10 protein-coding genes are annotated in these 20,352 nt (G+C 60.5%); 3 read left to right on the forward strand and 7 right to left on the reverse strand.

Annotated features, from left to right (window positions below; genetic code table 11):
• Positions 1–165 precede the first annotated feature (165 nt).
• Complete coding sequence (locus tag COCCU_RS12405; protein ID WP_156232861.1) at positions 166–1,569, forward strand: MFS transporter; 1,404 nt, start codon at positions 166–168, stop codon at positions 1,567–1,569.
• On the opposite strand, the gene COCCU_RS12410 is transcribed toward COCCU_RS12405, so the two are convergent.
• Positions 1,563–3,299, reverse strand: coding sequence for an alpha/beta hydrolase (locus COCCU_RS12410; protein ID WP_197088362.1), 1,737 nt, complete (start codon positions 3,297–3,299; stop codon positions 1,563–1,565). The genes COCCU_RS12405 and COCCU_RS12410 overlap by 7 nt on opposite strands.
• Positions 3,300–3,494: 195 nt before the next feature.
• Positions 3,495–4,076: a TetR/AcrR family transcriptional regulator gene (locus COCCU_RS12415; RefSeq protein WP_156231919.1), complete on the reverse strand. Its 582-nt coding sequence runs from the start codon at positions 4,074–4,076 to the stop codon at positions 3,495–3,497.
• 121 nt (positions 4,077–4,197) lie between these two features.
• Between COCCU_RS12415 and COCCU_RS12420 the strand changes: the two genes are divergently transcribed.
• Together COCCU_RS12420 and COCCU_RS12425 are read left to right on the forward strand one after the other, a co-directional pair.
• Positions 4,198–4,821 (forward strand): hypothetical protein, encoded by a 624-nt coding sequence (locus tag COCCU_RS12420; RefSeq protein ID WP_156231920.1) that lies wholly within the window; start codon positions 4,198–4,200, stop codon positions 4,819–4,821.
• A gap of 66 nt (positions 4,822–4,887) precedes the next feature.
• Positions 4,888–5,376: a hypothetical protein gene (locus COCCU_RS12425; RefSeq protein WP_156231922.1), complete on the forward strand. Its 489-nt coding sequence runs from the start codon at positions 4,888–4,890 to the stop codon at positions 5,374–5,376.
• Between the two features lie 180 nt (positions 5,377–5,556).
• On the opposite strand, the gene clpB is transcribed toward COCCU_RS12425, so the two are convergent.
• The 5 genes from clpB to COCCU_RS12450 form a co-directional block, all read right to left on the reverse strand.
• On the reverse strand, positions 5,557–8,121 hold the full coding sequence (gene clpB, locus COCCU_RS12430) for an ATP-dependent chaperone ClpB (RefSeq protein ID WP_156231923.1): 2,565 nt from the start codon (positions 8,119–8,121) through the stop codon (positions 5,557–5,559).
• 900 nt (positions 8,122–9,021) lie between these two features.
• A complete protein-coding gene (locus COCCU_RS12435; RefSeq protein WP_156231925.1) occupies positions 9,022–14,199 on the reverse strand; it encodes a DUF5979 domain-containing protein in 5,178 nt (1,725 codons plus the stop codon).
• Between the two features lie 519 nt (positions 14,200–14,718).
• Positions 14,719–15,570: an isopeptide-forming domain-containing protein gene (locus tag COCCU_RS12440; protein ID WP_156231927.1), complete on the reverse strand. Its 852-nt coding sequence runs from the start codon at positions 15,568–15,570 to the stop codon at positions 14,719–14,721.
• Positions 15,560–16,471, reverse strand: a complete 912-nt coding sequence (locus COCCU_RS12445; RefSeq protein WP_156231929.1) for a class C sortase — start codon at positions 16,469–16,471, stop codon at positions 15,560–15,562. Before COCCU_RS12445 ends, COCCU_RS12440 begins: the two co-directional genes overlap by 11 nt.
• A 78-nt stretch (positions 16,472–16,549) precedes the next feature.
• The gene (locus COCCU_RS12450) at positions 16,550–18,184 is read right to left on the reverse strand and encodes a SpaH/EbpB family LPXTG-anchored major pilin (RefSeq protein ID WP_156231931.1); all 1,635 of its coding nucleotides are present in this window, start codon (positions 18,182–18,184) and stop codon (positions 16,550–16,552) included.
• Positions 18,185–20,352: the final 2,168 nt, after the last annotated feature.

Genomic DNA, 20,352 nt, shown 5'->3' on the forward strand with positions numbered 1-20,352 from the left:
CCGCAGCATCATGTCCGCAACCAGGGCCGGATGTCAGGAGTCTGGCTGGAAAATGTCACTGCTCAACCATGACATCTGTCATCTTTGGCGGGGGCATTCCCTCCCCGGGTCGGAGGGCGTAGATTCTGAAGGGCACAGATCCCTTTCCGGAAGGGCATGAATGCAGTGAAGACCTTCCACCACATCCTGCTCAATACGCTGATTGCCAATGTGACCACCAGTTTCCTCTGGTTCGCCCTGACCTTCTGGGTGTATCTGGAAACCCGGGACGTTGCCCTGGCCGGCGTCCTCAACGCCCTCTACATGGGGTTGATCGCGGTCGGTTCCATCTTCTTCGGCAGCATCGTCGACCATAACTTCAAGAAACACGTCATGATGTTCGCGGCGGTGGCCACCCTGGGCTGCTATCTCCTTTCCGCCGTGGTCTGGGTGCTCTTCGTCGACCCCGCCAGCATCGGGTTTGACGACGCCGCCCTCTGGGCCTTCGCCCTGCTGGTGCTGCTGGGCTCGGTGGTGGAACACATGCGCAATATCGCGCTCTCCACCATTGTCACCCTCCTGGTTCCGGAGGGGGAAAGAGACAGGGCCAATGGTCTGGTCGGCACCGTGCACGGTGCCTCCTTCCTGGTCACCAGTGTGATCGCCGGTTCCGCCATCGGCTGGCTGGGAATGGAGATCACCCTGTGGATCGCCCTGGCACTCAGCGTGGCGGGACTACTGCACCTGATCCCGATCAAGATCCCGGAGCAGGAAATCCTCAGCGCCGCCGAGGCCGAAGCCAGGGCGGCGACGGTGGCGGCCAGCACCCCACGGGAGGCCGGGGCACCGGTGGAGGCAGATCCGGAGGGGGTGTCGATAAGCAGGGGCATTGACCTGCGGGGTTCGCTGAAGATCATCCGGGGTGTGCCCGGGCTGCTCGCCCTGATCCTCTTCACCTGCTTCAACAACCTGATCGGTGGGGTGTACACGGCCCTGATGGACCCTTATGGGCTGGAGCTGTTCAGCCCACAGGTGTGGGGTCTGGTGCTGGGGATCAGCAGCCTCGGTTTCATCCTCGGCGGCATGCTGGTGGCCAAGTTCGGCCTGGGTAAAAACCCGGTGCGTACCCTCCTGCTGGCCAATGTGCTGGTCGCCCTGCTGGGCATGTTCTTCGGCATCCGGGAATGGTGGTGGCTCTACGCCGGGGGGATCTGCCTCTTCATGCTGCTGATGCCCGCCGCGGAAGCCGCCGAGCAGACCATCCTGCAACGTGTGGTGCCCTTCCGTCAGCAGGGCCGGGTCTTCGGCCTGGCGATGGCGGTGGAACTGGCGGCGAATCCCCTTTCCGCGGTCATCGTGGCGGTCCTGGCGCAGGCCTACATCATCCCCTGGATGAACACTCCTGCAGGCCAGGAAACTTTCGGTTGGTTGCTCGGTGCCGGCACCACCCGGGGCATGGCACTGATGTACTTCATCTCCGGGTTGATCATGCTGGTGGTGGTGCTGCTCGCCCTGGTTTCCCGGCCCTACCGGCAGCTCAGCCGCTACTACGCCACCCACCAGCAGGACCTGGGAGGTTCAGCTCAGTAGAACTCCCCCAGGGGTGTGACCCCCTCATCCGGATCCCGGATGGCCTCCATCACCCGGGCGGTGTCCGCCTCCTCCCAGTCCGCCGGTTCCAGGATCCTGACCCAGAGTCTCACCGCCTCCTCCCCATAGTTATGGCCATAACCGGTTGGAACCCCCAGCGAAAGGGCCATATCGGCGGTCACCTGCCAGAAAGTGACGAAAGGCAACCACCTCATCCCGGGATGCACCCAGGGACCAGGTTCCTCCGCCAACCAGTCCGGCCGGTTCAGCAGCAGCGAGAAACTCCACCAGGTGACCGGATCGCCACTGTGCTGCCAGAAAACGAAACGGGGTGCCTCCCACTGTGCGGTGGGAACCTCAAGGTCCCCGGCGCGTTCGGCAAAGCGGATATGTTGGCCCGCATCCACCACCGGGAGACGTTCCAGTGAGCCGGCATCACGTTCCTCGGTGAGCCGGTTCCAGGGTTCCGCGAAATTCGGGGTGCCGATCAACAACCCGCCATCAAGTTGGTTGATCATGCCTTGGGCGGAACCCACCGCCCCCTGCGCCCCATAGGATCCCAGACTCTCCCCCATGACATAGAGCTCGGGGCGGTCGCCCTCAGGCAGCTGGGACCACTGCTCAAACACCTTCTCCAGCAGCACCCGTCCTGCCTCAAGCGGAGTTTCCCGGTCAGCGAGGAAGGCCATCGGGCTCTGCAGGTGGCTGTACTGCATGGAGATGATCGCGCTGTCGCCACCATGGAGGTACTCGAAGGATTCCGCCCCCGCCTCATTGACCCAACCGCGGCCGGTGGTGGTGACCACCAGCAGCGCGGTTCTGTCCAGTCCTCTGGTGCGCAGCAACTCAGCCACCGCATTCTCGGCGATCCCCTCGACTGAATCCGCTGAATCCACCCCGGCATAGACCCGGATAGGTTCGATCGCGGCCCGGCCGGTGACCTGCGCGATTTCGGCTTCATCAGGACCGGTACCGATGAAGCCGCGGCCGTCACGGCCCAGGGACTCCCAGGCCTGCGCGGAGTCCGGGGAACCGGAACGCTCCGGATTCCGGGGCTGCTCAATCCCCTCCCTGGTGGTCTGGTCCACCGGCCCGGCGGAACGTTCCGCCACCGCGAGGACCCCCTGGATGAGAAGCCCGTTGATCAGCACCCAGACCAGCAGAACCATCAACACCACCGTGCCGAGTCTGGCCAGAGGGCGGGGCAGGATGCGACGCTGCTGGTGGTTCAGCCAACCGAGGAAACGGCCGATGGCACGCCCCACTGCGATCAACAGCGCGGCGATGAGCGCCGCGAGGAGCAGGACCAGAACATAGAAACCACGGGAATCCCGGGGCGCGTCCACCAACTCCCGGATCTCCCACTGCCATTGGGCGCCGAGCACGCTGAACAGTGGAATCAGCACCAGCGCCAGGATCCCCAGAACCCACCAGCCGATCCGCCGCCACCGGGCCGGGGGTTGCCAGGTGAAACCCGCCCACCACCAGATGCGTACCCCCAGCACCCCGAGGCCATAACCGGTGGCCAAACTGATTCCGGTGGCCAGGGCCTGGAAATACCACATGCGTGGCAGGAGGGAAGGTGTCAGCGACCAGGTATAGAACAGCAGGGCACAAGCCAGGCCCACAGGATGCAGGCTCAGGAGATGCTCCCGGCTGTGCTGAAGAAAAGAGGTACGGCGGGTTGTTTCAGGATTCGGTGACCGGGTGATCAGATTGCTCCGCGACATCGGCGGGCCTCATTTCGGGGAGGGCCCGAAAAGCTGCCCGGGCCGTCAGATGGGTACCGGGGGCGGAGGCAGGCATCAGACTCTGCGAGCCTAAGCCCTCAGAACTGATTATCCCCCAGGCTCCGGCCCCTGCACCAGAGTTCGGAGCTGATACTTTCCACCGTGGTTTCCAGCCGGCTGTACCAGAAGTCGCTCCTAGAGGAAGCGCAGACGACGCAGGGTCTTGTTCAAAGCGGCTCGGGCCTCAGCTTCACCGAAGTCCGCCTTGGAGAGCACCCTCATGGTCACCCCATCCAGCACCAGTCGCAGTTCCAGCGCCGCCTCCGCCACCTCATGGGGAGCCACGGTGGTGGCCACGATCGCCCGGCAGAGCTCATCCAGCTGCTCGCAGGTTTCCCGATAGGACTCCACCAGCACCGGATTATTCGGATGATCTGTCTGCACCGCCAGCTGCACCAGCAGATCCACCCGAGTGCCAGGGCTCAACGGCAGCAGGGCCAGCAGCGTATCGACGGCCGCGGCCAGGCAGAGTTCGCTGCCTGCCGGGGTTGCCTGCAACTGCTTCAGGCGGGTGGCGCTGCGTTTGCGGCCATCTTCGAAGAGCGCGATGAAAAGCTCATCATGGGAGGGGAAGATATGCCGCAGGGAACCAGCGGACATCTCCGCTTCCTCCGCGACCCGCCGGACACTCGCCGCCTGCATGCCCTCCCGGGACAACAACCGCTTAGCGGCCGCAAGGGCTTCCTTGCGGCGTTCCTTCTTCTGCTTTCTCGCCATATCGCGAACTCTATTACGGGTGAGCTAGTCCTGCTGGCCAAGTGGAAAGCTGCGCACTTTCTGGGGTGAAAAATGACATTTCCGCAGCGCACCACCCCTATCCAGATGCTAGGGTTTTCCCATGACTTTCCCTCGCCTGCGCCAGGTTATCCCGGTTGCCGCACTCCTGGCCACCGGATCCCTCTTCTTGGCGTCCTGCTCCACCACCGAAGAAGACCCGGCCCCGGCCAGCAGCACTGCACCAGCCTCCAAAACGGTGCCCGCCACCACCGCAGGTACTGCCGTTGCGGCTGAGGCTGAAGCTGAGGGGCCGAGCGTACCGGAACTCAGCGTGGCCCCCTCGGCGGATCTGCCTGCGGTCTCCCCCGCAGAAGAAGGCGATGGCAGCATCGACTTCGGTGCTAACCCCCTGACCGGGGCGGAAGCGGTCGACGCGGACGCGGATGCCATTTCCTTCCAGGTGGAACCGGCCGAAGGACTGAACACCGACAGCGGCATGGTCACCATCCACTGGGCAGCCACCGCGGGAGGCTCCCCCATCGTCGCCGATGACTGTGTGGGCATGCTTTCCATCACTGGACCGGAGGGTGAGACCCTGACCTTCGAACCGGGGATCGAGGGCTGTTCAGGAAGCACCGGCATCCTGCTCCGGGAGAGTGTGGGTGCGATTCCCGGTGACTATCAGGTCCAGGTCTCGCTGGATAAGGCCAGTGGAGAACAGAGCATCAGCGTCGCTGCTGCTTAAAGGGGATTGAGCGCCACAGCGAGTCCCAGCCCGACCCGGTTAACCCAGGTGGGTTAGTATTCCCGCATGTCCTGCACCTGCCCTGACGTCCTCGCCCCCAGAACCCGGTCCCGGTTGCGCCGCGGTGCCGTAGGTGTGGTGGCTCTGGGGGCAATACTGCTCAGTGCCTGCGGCAGCTCCCCCGAGGAGCCGGATGAGGAGATCTACGTCCCCACCCTGCCCATCGAGGAGATCTCCCTGCGCAGCGATGTACCCTCCCCCACTTCCCTAGGCACTGGCCCCGGTGTGGTGAATTTTTCCTGGGAGGGGCTGATGGCCGGGCAACCGGTGACTCATGATGAATGCGTCGGAATGGTCTCCCTGACCGACCCGCAGGGGCATCTGATCACCCTCGATCCCAACCTGCGCAGCTGCGCGGGCAGCACCGAACTGGACCTGGGCCAGGCCCGGCAGATCTCCGCGACAACAGAAGGTGGCAGCCCGCTCGGGGACTACCACCTCAAACTCATGCTCAACGGCCAAAGCATCGACCTGATCTTCCAGGTGCAGGCCTAACCGCCACGGATCACCCCGGAAGCCCAGGACGGGGAGACAGGCGGTTGAGGGGGGCGTCGATAAGCGGCCTAAGCGGGGCTGGGGGCTGGGACGGCAGGGAGCGGCTCCCCGGGGCCCCGCCGGGAATGATCCCCTACGGGGGTCTGGGAGCACGCTCAGTTCCACCCATGTGATGGGGTCTTAGTTGCGGACCCCACGGATATCGAGCTTTTCGCCACCATCAGCAACATCCACATGCACAATATCACCATCGCGGACATCCCCGGCGAGCAGCTGCTTGGCCAGTTGATCGCCGATGGACTGCTGGATCAGGCGGCGCAGCGGCCGGGCGCCATAGGCCGGGTCATAGCCACGCTCCCCGAGCCACAGTCGGGCGGCGTCACTGACCTTGAGGTCCAGGCGACGGGAGGAGAGTCGCTGTGCCAGCTGGGCGACCTGGATCTCGACGATGCTCCCCAGCTGCTCGCGGCTCAGCTGATCGAAGACCACAACCTCATCGAGACGGTTGATGAACTCCGGCTTGAAGGTGCGCTTCACAGCCTCCATCATCTGCTCCCTGGTGCCGCCGGCACCCAGGTTGGAGGTGAGGATGATGACAGCGTTACGGAAATCGACGGTACGACCCTGACCGTCGGTGAGGCGGCCATCATCAAGAACCTGCAGCAGAATGTCGAAGACATCCGGGTGGGCCTTCTCCACCTCATCGAAGAGGATGACGGTGTACGGGCGACGGCGGACCGCTTCAGTCAACTGGCCGCCGGCGTCATAACCGACATATCCGGGAGGGGCTCCCACCAGCCGAGCGACGGAGTGTTTCTCCCCGTACTCGGACATGTCAATCCGAACCATGGCGCGTTCATCATCGAAGAGGAAGTCAGCCAGGGTCTTGGCCAGTTCTGTCTTACCCACACCGGTGGGACCCAGGAAGAGGAAGGAACCGGTCGGGCGATTCGGATCGGCGATTCCGGCCCGGGAGCGGCGGACCGCATCCGAGACCGCGCCGACAGCCTCCTGCTGACCGACGACCCGTTTGCCCAGCTCACCTTCCATGTCCAGCAGCTTCTCGGTCTCACCCGCCAACATCTTGCCGGCCGGGATGCCCGTCCAGTTGGAGACCACATCGGCGATGGTGTCCGGGGTGACCTCCTCGGAGAGCATGGCGTTGTTCTGGCCTTCCTTCACGCTCTCCTCAGCAGCCACCACCTCCTTCTCCAACTCCGGGATGCGGCCATAACGCAGCTCCGCGACCTTGCCGTAGTCACCCTCACGCTCGGCGATCTCAGACTCCTGGCGCAGCTTCTCCAGCTCCTCCTTCGCCTCCCGGAAGCGCTCGATGGCGCCCTTCTCATTGTTCCAGCGGGCCTTGAGCTCACCCAGCTTCTCCCGCTCATCAGCCAGCTCCTGGCGCAGCTTTTCCAGGCGCAGCTTGGCGGCCTCATCGGTCTCCTTGGCCAGCGCCATCTCCTCGATCTCGAGGCGGCGGACAATACGTTCCAGCTCATCGACCTCCTCCGGGGAGGAGTCGATCTCCATGCGCAAGCGGGAGGCGGCCTCATCAACCAGGTCGATGGCCTTGTCAGGCAGGAAACGGCTGGTGATGTAGCGGTCCGAGAGGGTGGCGGCGGCCACCAGCGCGGAGTCCTGGATCCGGACACCATGATGGACCTCATAGCGTTCCCGCAGGCCACGGAGGATACCGATGGCATCCTCCACGCTCGGCTCACCGACGAAGACCTGCTGGAAACGACGCTCCAGCGCGGCATCCTTCTCGATGTACTTGCGGTACTCATTCAAGGTGGTGGCACCGACCATGTGCAGCTCACCCCGGGCCAGCAACGGCTTGATCATGTTGCCGGCATCCATGGCGGACTCCCCGGAGGCACCGGCACCGACGATGGTGTGCAGCTCATCGATGAAGGTGACGATCTGACCGTTGGCGGCCTTGATCTCATCCAGGACCGCCTTCAGACGTTCCTCGAACTCACCGCGGTACTTGGCGCCCGCCACCATCGAACCCATGTCCAGGGACACCAGGGTCTTGCCTTTCAGTGACTCCGGCACATCCCCGGCGACGATGCGGCGGGCCAGTCCCTCCACGATGGCGGTCTTACCCACACCGGGCTCGCCGATGAGGACCGGGTTGTTCTTGGTGCGGCGGCTGAGCACCTGCACCACGCGGCGGATCTCGGCGTCACGCCCGATCACCGGGTCGATCTTGCCCTCCCTGGCCAGTTTGGTCAGGTCGGTGGAGTACTTCTCCAGGGCCTGGAACTGGCCTTCCGGATCCTGGCTGGTGACTTTGGAGGAGCCACGCACCGAGGGGAAGGTTCCCTTGATGGCCTCATAGGTGGCACCACGCCCCTTGAGCAGGTCAGCGGCATCGGAAGTGCCACGGGCGATACCCGCCATCAGCACCTCGGTGGAGACATATTCATCACCGAGCTCGCCGGCCAGCTCCTGGGAAGCGGTCAGTGCATTGAGTGCCTCCCGGTTGAAATTCGGGTTGGCGAGGTTCTGCCCCTCCGCCTTCGGATAGGAATCAACCAGGCGTTGCGCCTCCTGAGAAACCACCTGGGGATCCACGCCGGTGGCCTTGAGCACCGGGGCGGCAATGCCATCAGTCTGCTCAAGAATGGCGACCAGCAGGTGTGCCGGGCGGATATCGGGGTTGCCCTTGGCGGAGGCAGCCTGCAGAGCGGACTGCAGGGCCTCCTGGGTCTTGGTGGTGGGGTTGAAGGAGCTCATGTACACCGTTCCTTTCCAGTACCTGACCGGTCACTGACCAGCCATTATTTTCACTCTCACTAGATATAACACCGCGGAGTTGAGTCTATTCCACTCAACTCCACTCAATCTAGAAAAACTTTCCTGAATCTTGAGCAGATGCGACTCAACTTTAGTCTCGCCATCCAGTTTCATGACCGGCTGGCCCGATGACTTGCCAGCTTAATGCCCCCGCCAGATATTCGGCTCCGGGAAAACCCCGATGCCCTCCAGACTGCTCACTCTTGAGCCCTGGCCCGGCGGGGCGGTTCAGCCCGGTGCGGCGGTTCAGCCCGGCGTGATGGTTCGAACCGATGTGGCGGCACGGCCCGATATGGCGGTTCAACTTGGCACGACGGTTCAGCCCGGCGTGGCCAAGAAAGTCAGCTGCGCTCCTTGGCGAAAACATTGGGCACCTTCCCCATGACGCCACAACCCCCAGAACCCTCCCTGAGGACGAGGCATGGACAAATGAACACAAACTAATGAGAAAGGAAATCACTATGATGCTTAGGAGGTTCAGGGTGCAGGATGCTGGAGCACCGACGTGGAATCACTCCCGGAGGTTCAAGAAGATGAACTACGGTCGCTTTAGCGGCTTTGGGGAGCACGACAAACGCCGGCAAGGAAGCAACCGAGACGGCTGAGTCTACCTGTCGGCACCTGCACCGGCCTCGGACCGCTTGTGTATCCCCACAGGAGAATCCCCACTCGAAACTACCAGTCACAGATCTGGGTGGTGGACCCTACCGGTGAAGCATTGAGCCTTAAGTATCAGAGATAAAGAAACTCCCGAGGTCTCCTTTGGTGGGTGTGGCTGGTGGCTGAGATGCGCATAGCCTGCAATTACACCGACACCCACCCGTTCGCAAGAAAATCTCCCTAGCCCTCACGGCGTTTGGTGTGGACGTACCAGGCCGCTGCCAGCAGCAGGATCGAGCTGCCCAATAGAACGCCCGGCCAGATGCCCCGACCGCCGGTCAACGGGAGTTCACCGGTGGCGATATTGGCGACATGAATCGACCAGGGTTTGCCCTCTGTCGGCTCCTCAATCCTGATCAGGCCAGAGTGATCAGTCTCCGAGTTGAGGCTGATCTGCAGATCACCCAGAATCTCCGGCTCAGGATCCGCGGCGACGGTAAACCGCCACGGTTGCGGCATCAACTGCGCGCCGTTGCCACTGCGGGTTTCCACCAGGAAGTAGGTGCCAGGAACCAGCCGAGCGATAAAGCGCGAACCATCCTCGACGTTCGGATCCCACTGCATATCCTCAATTACGGCTTCACGACTGGGGCTTCCATCAGGCGACGCAGGATAAATGGCAAATGCTGCACCTTCCAGGGCCGTGCCATCGGCGTTTTCCTTCCGGACGGCAACCTCGCCGTCCTCCCGGAACAGGCTCTGGAACACCAGGGCCACGCCGCGGTCAATTTCATCGACTTTCGGGTTGTTGTCCAGAATGATGCTCGGGTTCCCCTGATCCAGAATCACCCGGGTCAGATCACCATTGTCTTCGCCGGAACCGCGGTACCCATAGTTCGGCTGCACACGGAGCACATTGTCCTTGATACGTTCCGCCAACTCCGTGGAAGGCTCCTGGGGGATCACAGTGCAGGTGGTGCCTTCCGGGGCAAGCTGACTCCACTGTTGATCCCGACCTAGCTCAAAGATTCCGTTCTGGTCGAAGGGTGCCGGTTGCCCCGGCAGGAGCCGTATATCGCACTGGTAGTTGTATCTGAAGGTGTCGTCCTCCCGGACCACCATCACATCATTGTCTCCTTCCACGGTATGTGCGATACCCATCTCGCTTTGTGGCACATAGAAAGCACGGGAGAAAGAAACGTGGGTGTTATTTACCGAGGTCAAGCTGACATCCTGAATGTTCAGGGCATCGGTCTGCAAATGACGGATGGTCTCTCCCGCCGCCGGGTCTTCTTCCCAGCGCGTCATGCTCGCAGTACGGACCAGATCCTCAAAATCCTCAGGAATTCGCTCCCGGGCAGAAAGCCCGGTGAACGAACACACTGCGGAAGCAGGCAACCGCTGGCCGTTATCCCCCCAGGTCACTGGCTGTGGGTCCCCGCCGACGGGAGTCGGGGTGGTTCCGCCATAAGTGGTATCCAGTACCGGGTCATAGCACTGCCAAGTGATGTTCACCGGTGCATCGCTGTTAACCAGGTACGCGGATACGTCACCGAGCCGCTGGGTGTCATAGGAACTGGACACATGTAGGTCAGCACGAGCGCGCTCATAGTTGTTGGTGACGCGTAACGGGTACACGGTATCCACGAATTCAGCAGTCGCCACCCAGGTGGTGGATGCATGGGACTGGGTCGGGTCGACGGGATCAGCTGGCTCTTCGCCAAACCAGGCGGTGACGGTTGCGTCGTAACCGACAATCATGTTCTGCCGGATTTCGCATTCGAAACCCACCGGGATCGGACGCGAGGGCACGGCAATCTGTCCGTTGGGATTATCCGGGTCCGGGATCAGCTCGGTGGCTTCGCCTTCTCCAGTCACCCGGAGTACACCGGTGATCGTCGGATCAGGCATATTGCCGCCCTGCTCATAGCGGGGGTCGACGCAGCGGTAGGAATAGGTGAATTCCTCCGTTCCCACCAGCTCCGGACCATCCCCTGACAGGTGGTTGTTGACTCTCAGCTGTACCTTGTCATAGACGTAGGTGTTCCAGATGGTCAGAGTACCCTGGAAATAAGGGTCCAACTCAGGAAGGTTCTGCCCGTTATCTGGCAGCAGTTCATCCACATTGGGAAGGGTTCGATCGCTAATAGTCAGCAGCACCGAAAAGTTGTCCGCCTGCGGGGTGCAGTTGTCGGCGGCAGAACATGCTTGTTCCGGGGCATCCCAACCCGTGGCGTCAGGAGAAATCATCCACCGGGTGGACAGTTCCGCATTCGGTTCCGCCGCCACCCCAATGTCTTCAGTAACCAGGCATTCCGAGCCAACCGGAATCCCGGTGATCATCGCAGCTGTCGCCGGGTCGAAACGACCGATACCAAGCTCGTCTCGAGGCTGAACCACCTGACCGCCCAAGGTGCACTGATAGTTCAGATCGAACAGGCGGTTTCCGTCAATCGTTGCGACCCCCTCGCCGTCCACCTTCTTCTTCAGGTTGAAGCCACCCAGCTTCACCGTGTACCGGTGGTGAGCGCGAACTTCCTGCGGTAACAGAGTCTGGGTGACGGTGTAACCCGCATCCGTGGTCGTGCCGGTACCATCCCAGGTGGTCTCCGGTCCCGCTGCAGAAACCAGATCCTCACCACCCACGGTGAAGGTGCATTCTGCCCCCACAGGCAGTGCCGGAGACCGCGGTTCACCGGACTCCAGCACACGGGACGCAGTGGCAACTTCATAACCGTTACGGGTACAGCTGTAGTTCATCAGATATCGCTGCTGCCCCAGCACGGACTCCCGGATGTCATCCGCCGGGGTTCCATCGGGGTAACGCAACTCAGCGTTTAGGCGGATGCCTGCGGGAATCATCACCGGTGAGTACCGGTGGGCGATATTCACCGTGGCGCTTTCTTCAGTAGTGGGGATTTCCACGGTCAGTCTCACCAGATCGTTGTCGGTGGTACTGCTGGATTGTCCTTGCTCAGCCGGTGTCGTCCACGTCGTGGCACGTTCCACCGCTTGATTAGTGGTGGTGTTCAACGTGATGGTGCACTGTGTGCCCTCCTGGACCTCTACATACCGGGTCTCGCCGGAGACCAAGGTCCACGTTCCCATGGTGTCATCGGAGCACTGATAGTTATAGGTGTAGTTGTCAGGAACAAGCTGGGCAGCATCGGGAATAGCAGCGGTCAACCCCGAGGAGTGTTGCAGCACCAGTCTGGTAGTCGCGATATCAAAGTGAACCTCAAGTTCTACATCAGCCGTCTCCCCTGCGGTTACCTCAACCGAGCCGGGTGAGAAGGACAGGTGGGCTTCTGCCCCGATGGGTGCGACGTAATCCGAGCTGAATTGGCAGATCGTGCCTGCCGGGAAACTCTCCAGGCCAGCAGTTCCACCGTCCGTGATGGTTCCCTCCCATTCGGTGGGCGTCACTGCCCCGGGCTCCCAACACTGCGCCCTCACCGGGACCGCAGCCAGCAGCAGTTCTTCTCTAAACACCGGGTCATTGATCTCGGAGGCAACGTCGTGCCGCGAAGTCAGCTGCACGCTTCCCTCCTGTGCGCTCAACGTCAGAGGAACCTCGACCGTGGTGGTCTCGCTGCCACCGGAAACCACCACGGTCGATGGCGCCGCCTGGGTGACCTCCACACCCGGCACAGTGGTGCCGGACTCGGTGACCGTGCAGTCAGCACCCACCGGAACACCGGTGATCCTGGTGGTCAAACCCGGGGTCACCTGGATCCCCGTCTGAGAGAAAATCTCCTGCCCCTCGGCGACACACCGCACATTAAGCAGGTAGCTCAGATCCTGACCTCGGTCGGCAGCGTCGCCACCCAGGCTGACGTTGATGCCCAGGGCGCCGATCTGCCGTTCGTAACTGTTGCGGATTTCCAGGGTAAACTCCCCGGACTGTGGAATGCGGATGTAGTTGGACTGGCATTCTCTGATACCGGTACCGGCTTCCCGATAGTCAAGGCAGGCATCAGATGCCCACGTGGTGTTCAAGGTGAAGCCGTCGATGGACGGGGTGGAACCGTCCTCGGCGACTTCCTCGAAACCGCACTGCGTACCTACAGGCAGATCATCGATGATTGCGACGCCTGCTTCAGAGACGGTGGTGTACCCGGAAGTGACATCTGCCGGGTTGGTGCCCCCGCCTCCGAGTTCTGGGCGGTCATTGGGATTCGGGATATAGCGACAGAAGTAACGCACCGGGAACTGCCCCGGCACTTGGTTGGCAGGCACCGACTCCGCATCAAGGACTTTGTCGATCATCAGCGAACCAGTTTGCGCCACATAAGAGTTGTGGACTCCGATGGTGACCCCGTTCACGGAGGGATGTGAGTCCACCCGGAAAGAAAATTCCTGGGCGCTGTCCCCGGAGTCCAACTTGGTGCCACCGGTCACGGTCCATTGGGTCTGCAGATCCTGCAGGATCGGATCGGCTGGTGGGAATACCTCCCACACGGTGCATTTCGCCCCTACGGGGATCCGCTGGGGAAACATCACGGACTGCTCGGCGAGCATATCCGTGAATTCGCCAGAAGCGATCTCCCGGCCTCCGGCCGTGCACTCATAACGGAAATCGAATTCGTATCCGCGTAATTGCTCCAGAAGTGCCTGCGGAGAGGCGCTGACCGTTTTGGCGAGGTGGACCGGGACCAGCTCCCGGTTGCTGAAAGTACAGGAAAGAGCGTCACTGGCCTGCAGGTTAACCCGAACACCGTTTTCTCCGATGGAGTCTGGGTTGACCTCGATATCAGGGACCCCGGGCCGAATGATGGTGCAGCGGGCAGGCTTCCCGTCGATGGGAACCAGCTCGTAGGATTCCTGCTGCCGCTCAGTCAGCGTGACGGGTATCGATGCCCCAGATCGGAGACCGCGAATCTTCGTCAAGGCATTTCCCTGAGCCGAGGTGGTTAACTGGGCATTATCCACACTCACCCAATCTGGTGGATTACCCAGTGCCACATCAAACTGCCAACCCCGACCCGGGGACAGGACTTCCCCGTCAGCGTCCACCATCTCCTTGTTGACCTGGACACAGGCAGGGACACCAAAGTTCACCATCTGACCGGGCACCGACCCAAGGCCAGTTCCCACTGCCCGCAGAACTTCCTGCGGATTAGTAGCCAATTGTTCGAGCATCCCCAGGACTGGCACGTTGGTCTTGTCTATGAGCCAGTTCAGACCAACCAGCGTTGTCCAGGTGGTGACTGTTCCATTCACGGAATTATTTCCCGCCGCGATGGGGATGACCCTGGTGCCTTCCTGCCTAAGCGCAGTGGCTGTTTTCACCGCATTCTCGATCTCAACGGTTTCGGTGGTATTGCCGGACAGCCACCGGTTGGAGCCGTTACGGTCATGGTTTGGTGCTCCGCCGGCGAAAAAATATACCGTTTCGAAATCAACGCTACTATTCAAGACTTGTCTCAAACCCTTATCCCAGTTCGCCCCGTCCTCTGAACCGCCTGGCCTGGTTAACCCGGTGATTTTCGCGTGCAGCTGGTTCACTCCCGCTTGATCCCGGACAGATACCGGATCCAAGGAAGTATTACGACTGCCCTGCGCCGGAGCATCAGTGGCGTAGGTATAAACACCGATTTGATGAACCGAACCCCGCATCCGGGTGACAAAGTCTCGCGCTGCCTGCTTGGTTTGCTCCAGTGTGCCAGCAGAGACATGACTGGAAAGATCAAATACCAGGGCTATTGACGCACCACACGTGCCGATCTGTGCTGGGGCCTGCTGTGCGGGGACTTCCTGAGCATCTGCCACAAATGGTTTCTGCGGCACCAACAACAAGGTCAGCAGCAGCACCACGATGGCGAAGATGCTGAACACGCGTTTAGCTGATGTTCGTAGTACCGTCGGCATGGTGTCAGGGGAGATCACGGTCATTCCTTCTAAAAGTCAGTACATGACAAGGCTGTGGGGAAAAAATCATTGCTCAGCCCTTCGCCGACGTAGTAGGAATAGACCCAGCAGAATCATCGCTAAACCTGCCGCCACGAGGCCTAGGACCGCGGCCTTGGTGCCGGCCAAACCCTCTCGCCTGGACTTATCAACCCTGCTGGCACCGGCCTTCTCAGGCTGCCCAGAGGGCTGTTCTGTGTTTCCTGGTGTGCTTTCCGACGGCCCCGATTCCCCCGGACTGCTGGTCTGCCCAGGTCCACCCGGTTCTGTGGTGGGTTCAGCCCCCTCCTGCCCCGGGATGGGATCAGGCTCTGGATCCGGCGCTGGACCACGGGTCGGGGTGCCAGCGTCAGCCTTCGCCTTGGGATACACCATGAAGGAGTACTCCCAGCCAGTGCCGGTGATATTGGTCATGGGCACGGTGATCACAAAAGGTTCGAATCTCAGCTCGACATCCTCAGGTGCGGTCACTGTGTACAGCCCCAGTGGCAGGTTGGCGAAGCGGACACGACCGTCGGGGCCTGTGTCCTCGGAGCGGTGATCAGTGAAACGGTCAGCAGGGAACGCGAGAACCTCCTCGGCCTCCAGGTCCGCAGCCTGCCGCCAACCTTCACTGGTGCTCAGATCAATGTCGGCGACCCTTCGGATATTCACGAGGACACCGACGTGAGTCTGTCCAGGCTCATCATCATTGAGGTTGGGGGCACGAAACTCCAGGGTGAGCTGGCCTAGCTGATGCACGTCCACAATAGGAGCAGACGCGGCGATGACCGCAGGAACGACCGGGCGGGCGGAAGCAATCGGGGCAACCGTAACCCAGAGCAAGCCGAGGATTGCGGCCGCGGCAGTGGTGCGGACGAAACGTCGATTAGCGGACACGGTGTCGTCCCTCCCCCGGAAGTGCTGCCGCACGCTTTCGGGCCAGCGCGCGCAGCCCCAGGAACAGAATGACCAGCAGCACGATTACCACCAGAATCAGCACCCAGGTCATCCAGGTCTGCCATAGTCCCCCGTCGGTGAAGACCTCATCAAGCTCTTCCTCATCCATCGGAACGCGGGTCCCGCGAACCAGGAGACGATGAGAGTTGATGCCATAGGGAGTGCAGGTGATCAGCGTGAAAAGATCACGGCCCTCCTTCGGCTGGAGATCATCGATCTCATTGGGCAGGACAACCTTGATTTGATCCACCTCATACTTCAGCGGCTCGCCGAGAACATCGAGGTAGAACGCATCGCCTTCGACAATCTCGTCCAAACGGTCGAACATTGTGGCGGTGGTCAGCCCGGTGTGGCCGGTCAATACAGAATGGTGGCCCTCGCCGCCCACCGGCAGTGCGGAGCCGTAGAGGTGGCCCAGCCCGCGCTGCAGAGTCTCCTCATCGGTGCCGTGATAAAGCGGCAGTTTCGAGTCAATCGCCGGGATCGCCACCGCCGCCATGGGCGCTTCCGGATCCCCGGTGGGGTTTAACTGTTCCAGGTAATCGCGGTAGGGCGCGTTGTCCCTGGACACCCGCGCCAACCACGGATCCAGGATCGGGATATTGGTGTTGGTGTCGTTGTACTCCCGGGCGCGTTCCAACCAGGCTGCACGATCAACCTCAGGTACCTGGGTCTGTGAATTGCGGTAAGCATCCGCGATCGAGGCATGGTTGGCATTGCGCAGATACGTGACGGCAACCGGATAGAGCAACACGAGAATGCCGGCGATAACCAGAACAATCGGGATGACCTTATGGACCGTTGAGCGTTTAACCGCCCCAGCCTTTTCGACCACGGTCATGTCTGGTACTCCTGAATCTGGCCCGCCCAGCCACCACAGCAATTACCGCGGTGGCTGAGCAAACAACTGGGCCGTTGGTTACGCGTTATCGCGCTTGCGGGTCACCAGGTAGTAGGCCGCGGCGATCAGCAGCAACAGGATGCCACCACCGAGGATCAGCCAGATACCCATGCCACCGGTCAGCGGCAAGGAGAAACCGGCATTGGCCTCGACGTTTTCGATGGGCTGATCGACACTGACCAGCTCGAGGTTGTCAGCGTCATAAACCAGGTTCACGCCCACCGGCTCCGGCAGCAACGCATAACCGTCCGGCGCCTGGGTTTCGACCAGACAGAACTGCTCACCGTTTCCTTCCCAGAGATCCACATAGCTCGTCAAGTCATCCTGGTCGGTCACGTTCGCCAGGTGGATTCCGGAGATGCTGGCGGAGCCGTCTGCCCCAGTGGTCCACGTAGTGGTTCCTCCGACCTGGATCGGCAAACTGCTCTCTGCCAGGTCGCCATCAACACAGCGGTGCAACTCGAAGACCGCGTCGGCGAGTCCATCCGAGTCATCCCCCTGCCCGGTCTTTTGAATATTGATCTGGCCGTAGATCGAGCGGGTGGCGTTCGACGGGGTGCCGGGGCTGGCGCCTTCGGCTTCCGGATCCCAGCCTTCGGCCACACCGAGGGCAGTGGGAGAAACCCAGGCTTGGTTGATCAGGTTGGCCTGCGGGGTTGTCTCAAGGGGGGCGTTGAAGCTGACCACAATCTCCCCGCCGCCGGCCCCAAGCTGTGCAAGACCAGTATCAGTCAGCTCAACCAGCAGAACTTCCTGAGCGTCATCGCCTGCACCGACGGACCAGTTTCGAATGCTATAGGAGTTTTCAGCCAGCGCTACCCCATCGAGAGTGACCACCACGGATTCCAGGTTCAGTCCTCCCAATTCGGCAGGAAGCTTATCTGTCACGGAGAAACCATTGAGGGCGTTGTCCCCGCCGAGCGCAGGAACGTCGGCTGCAATCTCGTAGCCGATGAGCTCGCCGAGCGAGGACCCGGTCAGATCCATACCGTCACCTGTCGGGACGGGATCGGTGATTGTCTTACGCGGTACCGCAACTGCCTGGCCCTTCGGGTAGACATATACCGTGTCCAGCCAGGTCTGCCTATCGATCGGGTCCGTCATGGGCAGGGTGACCAGGAAAGGAGCGGCTGGGGCGACAGCCTGCCCATTGGGCAGGGTCGGGTTGGCTTCCTCAACCACCAGATACAGGCCGGTATCGCCCGTAAAAGCGGCGACCCCGTCAGCGTCAGTCACCGCGGTTGTCTCAGTGCCAAGCCCGGTGCGGTCCAAGGTGCTGTAGGAATTGGGGGCAGCGCCAGGGAAGAAGTCGTTGATCTCCAGGCCATCCGCAGCCTGCCAGCCTTCCAGGGTGTTCAGGTCAATGCCGTTGACGGGGAAAATAGAGAATTCGATCCCCTCTGCCGGCTCCCCGGGAACCTCCTCCGGGGCGATCTGGGTGCCGTCATCTCGGGCAGTCCCCGGCAGGCCCAGCCGCTTGTTGATCTCCAAATTCGCGCTATCTGGAATGCCGTCGATCGCAGCAGTCTGGGCAGCAGCAGACGGTAGGAACGAGGCGCCACCGTTGATAGCGCCGACACCAACGAAGGTTCCGGCAGCGAGCAATGAGGCCACGGCTACTGCCGAGAGCGTTTTACGGGCGATATTGGCCATTGGTTTATCTCCTGAAGAATTGATTTTTCACTAGGTGCGTTCAGGTGTGAGCAGACCTGCGCTCACGTGACAGATTGGAAAAATGGTCTGGCGGGCTGATTTCCCAGAACTCAGAACGCCCGACCCTGCCTTTCATTAGGATGCGTCGCTTAATATTTAACTTGCTTCAAACATAATTAACAGACATAACTTACGCCAATCTCAGATGTACTGTATCACCTCATTGGGTATGATTGTCAGTTTTATTGGTCATCTTTTTCATAACGTGAAATAGCACTCACCAGCCTTGAGACAGAGACCGAAGCCTCTTTGCCCCAACTGGCCAGGTAGAGCCCACCCGGGAAGTGAGGGAGACGATGGGCCAGCCAACACACTGCGAAAAGGGCCCAGAAGGATGTTGTTGCACAGTGATGCGATAGTCAGAAGGCCATGGAATGAGCACAGCCATGGATGTCTTCTCGGGCCGTTGACCCTCTCCTGAAGACCACCCGATGAACGGCGTATCGATCGCTACGGTTATGGGTTCAGTTATCTGGGCCTCAAGAAATGATGACTGCAGCCTGGCATGCGCATCGACCCCCTCTCCCGCAGGGTTCAGGCACATCTTTTCCAGTTGACACCCAGAGGTGTTGGCACCGGCAGATTTTGGGCTGGCAGTTCCGATCCCTGCTGGTAAATGAGACCCACATTCAGGCCGTCGGTAAATAATGACATCTTCGATCTGGCGCTCACCGTGAATATTCAAACTCTGAATTTCCCCCTCTTCGAAGCGCAACATCACAGCGAGGACACCTCTTCGGACCACGATAGCCATGAAAACCGGTCACACATTGAGAAAAGGACCGAGGGACGGCGTTCACCTGCGGACAGCTAGACCCTGGACATGTGATCGCTGGCCAAGCGTTTGAGAACACCTGAAAGCACTGAAACAAGGCATCTACCGATGTTTCGGCCCACCCCCCCACCCTTGTCCCCGCTGTGCAACAACACCGACTTTCATCTCGAGCAACTGCCGTGCAAGGATCTGCTAACCGATACCGCTAGTGAGAGGAACAGGATGCGAGCCGCCTCGAGCATCGCCCGTCCCCTGTCAGGGTCAAGGTGTTGCACCGACCCTTAGAATCCGCCCCGCATCACAGTGTAGGAGTGGAAGAATCCTGAGGCCAGTTAATACTGGATACGCCAGTCCGAAAGGAATCCCATCCAACCTGCCCCAGCAACGTTCAACAGCTGGAGCAGAGGGGGCCGACCAGATGGAAACTATGTCAGGAGATTCTGCCGAATTTCGATACCGGCGCATTCAATAATCTCGCCCAAGCGATCAACAGGAGGCTGGAGCACCTACGTGCAATCTCCCACGGAGTCAGGAATATAACTCCTTACCTCTTGGTCGTCGCTGATCCACCCCGAAAGACTCCAGGGAGAGATCAACAATTCCACAAAGAGTTCCTAAAACGGGAAGGGCCACTTAGTCCCTTAAAGAGCGGACTTCTATTAATAATGAAAAATACTACAACTAAGCAATGTAAAAACTCGGAAATTCTCCTTTGAAATATCAATTTAGGACCATTAAGACAGAGGTAATTCAGACAAATTCCCCCACGAAAGTTCATCCGAATTTATCCCCCAGATGCCGCCACAACAGCTTTTAAGACACCCGAAAAACCCGCCCCAAGAAGCGCGCCCACATCTGAGAAAAAACTGGGAGCCACCCCCGAAAAAATGCCGAGGGAACATATTGCCCACCCCACTCCTCCCAGCAGCCACCCAGGGCAAAACCTTCGCCACCCATCCCATATCTGCACTCCAAAGCTGGACAATCGAGCCAAGACGCCCCCTAACTGCCTCTCCCCCAGCCACACATATCAATGCCAAAAACCCTGAGAGTTGACGGACACCACCCCCGCCAACACACCCGAAACAGGGCCGGTATCAACCGAATGAAAACTGGCTGCGCTGGCAATATAACCGGAACTACTTTTCCCCGAAATCCCTTGATCATATCATAGCTAAATTGGTTTTTAAATTTCGATAGTTTGGATTCGGCTATAACTCAGAATGTTGTTATGGTTATGCCGCACTCAAATCGCCCCGCTGGCGGAGGACATGTATTCACTTTAAAGACGGGACCGAAAGCTGCGGCCTTTCGCCCGGCTTCCTCTAAGCCG

This window comes from Corynebacterium occultum, assembly GCF_009734425.1.
Lineage (GTDB): Bacteria > Actinomycetota > Actinomycetes > Mycobacteriales > Mycobacteriaceae > Corynebacterium > Corynebacterium occultum.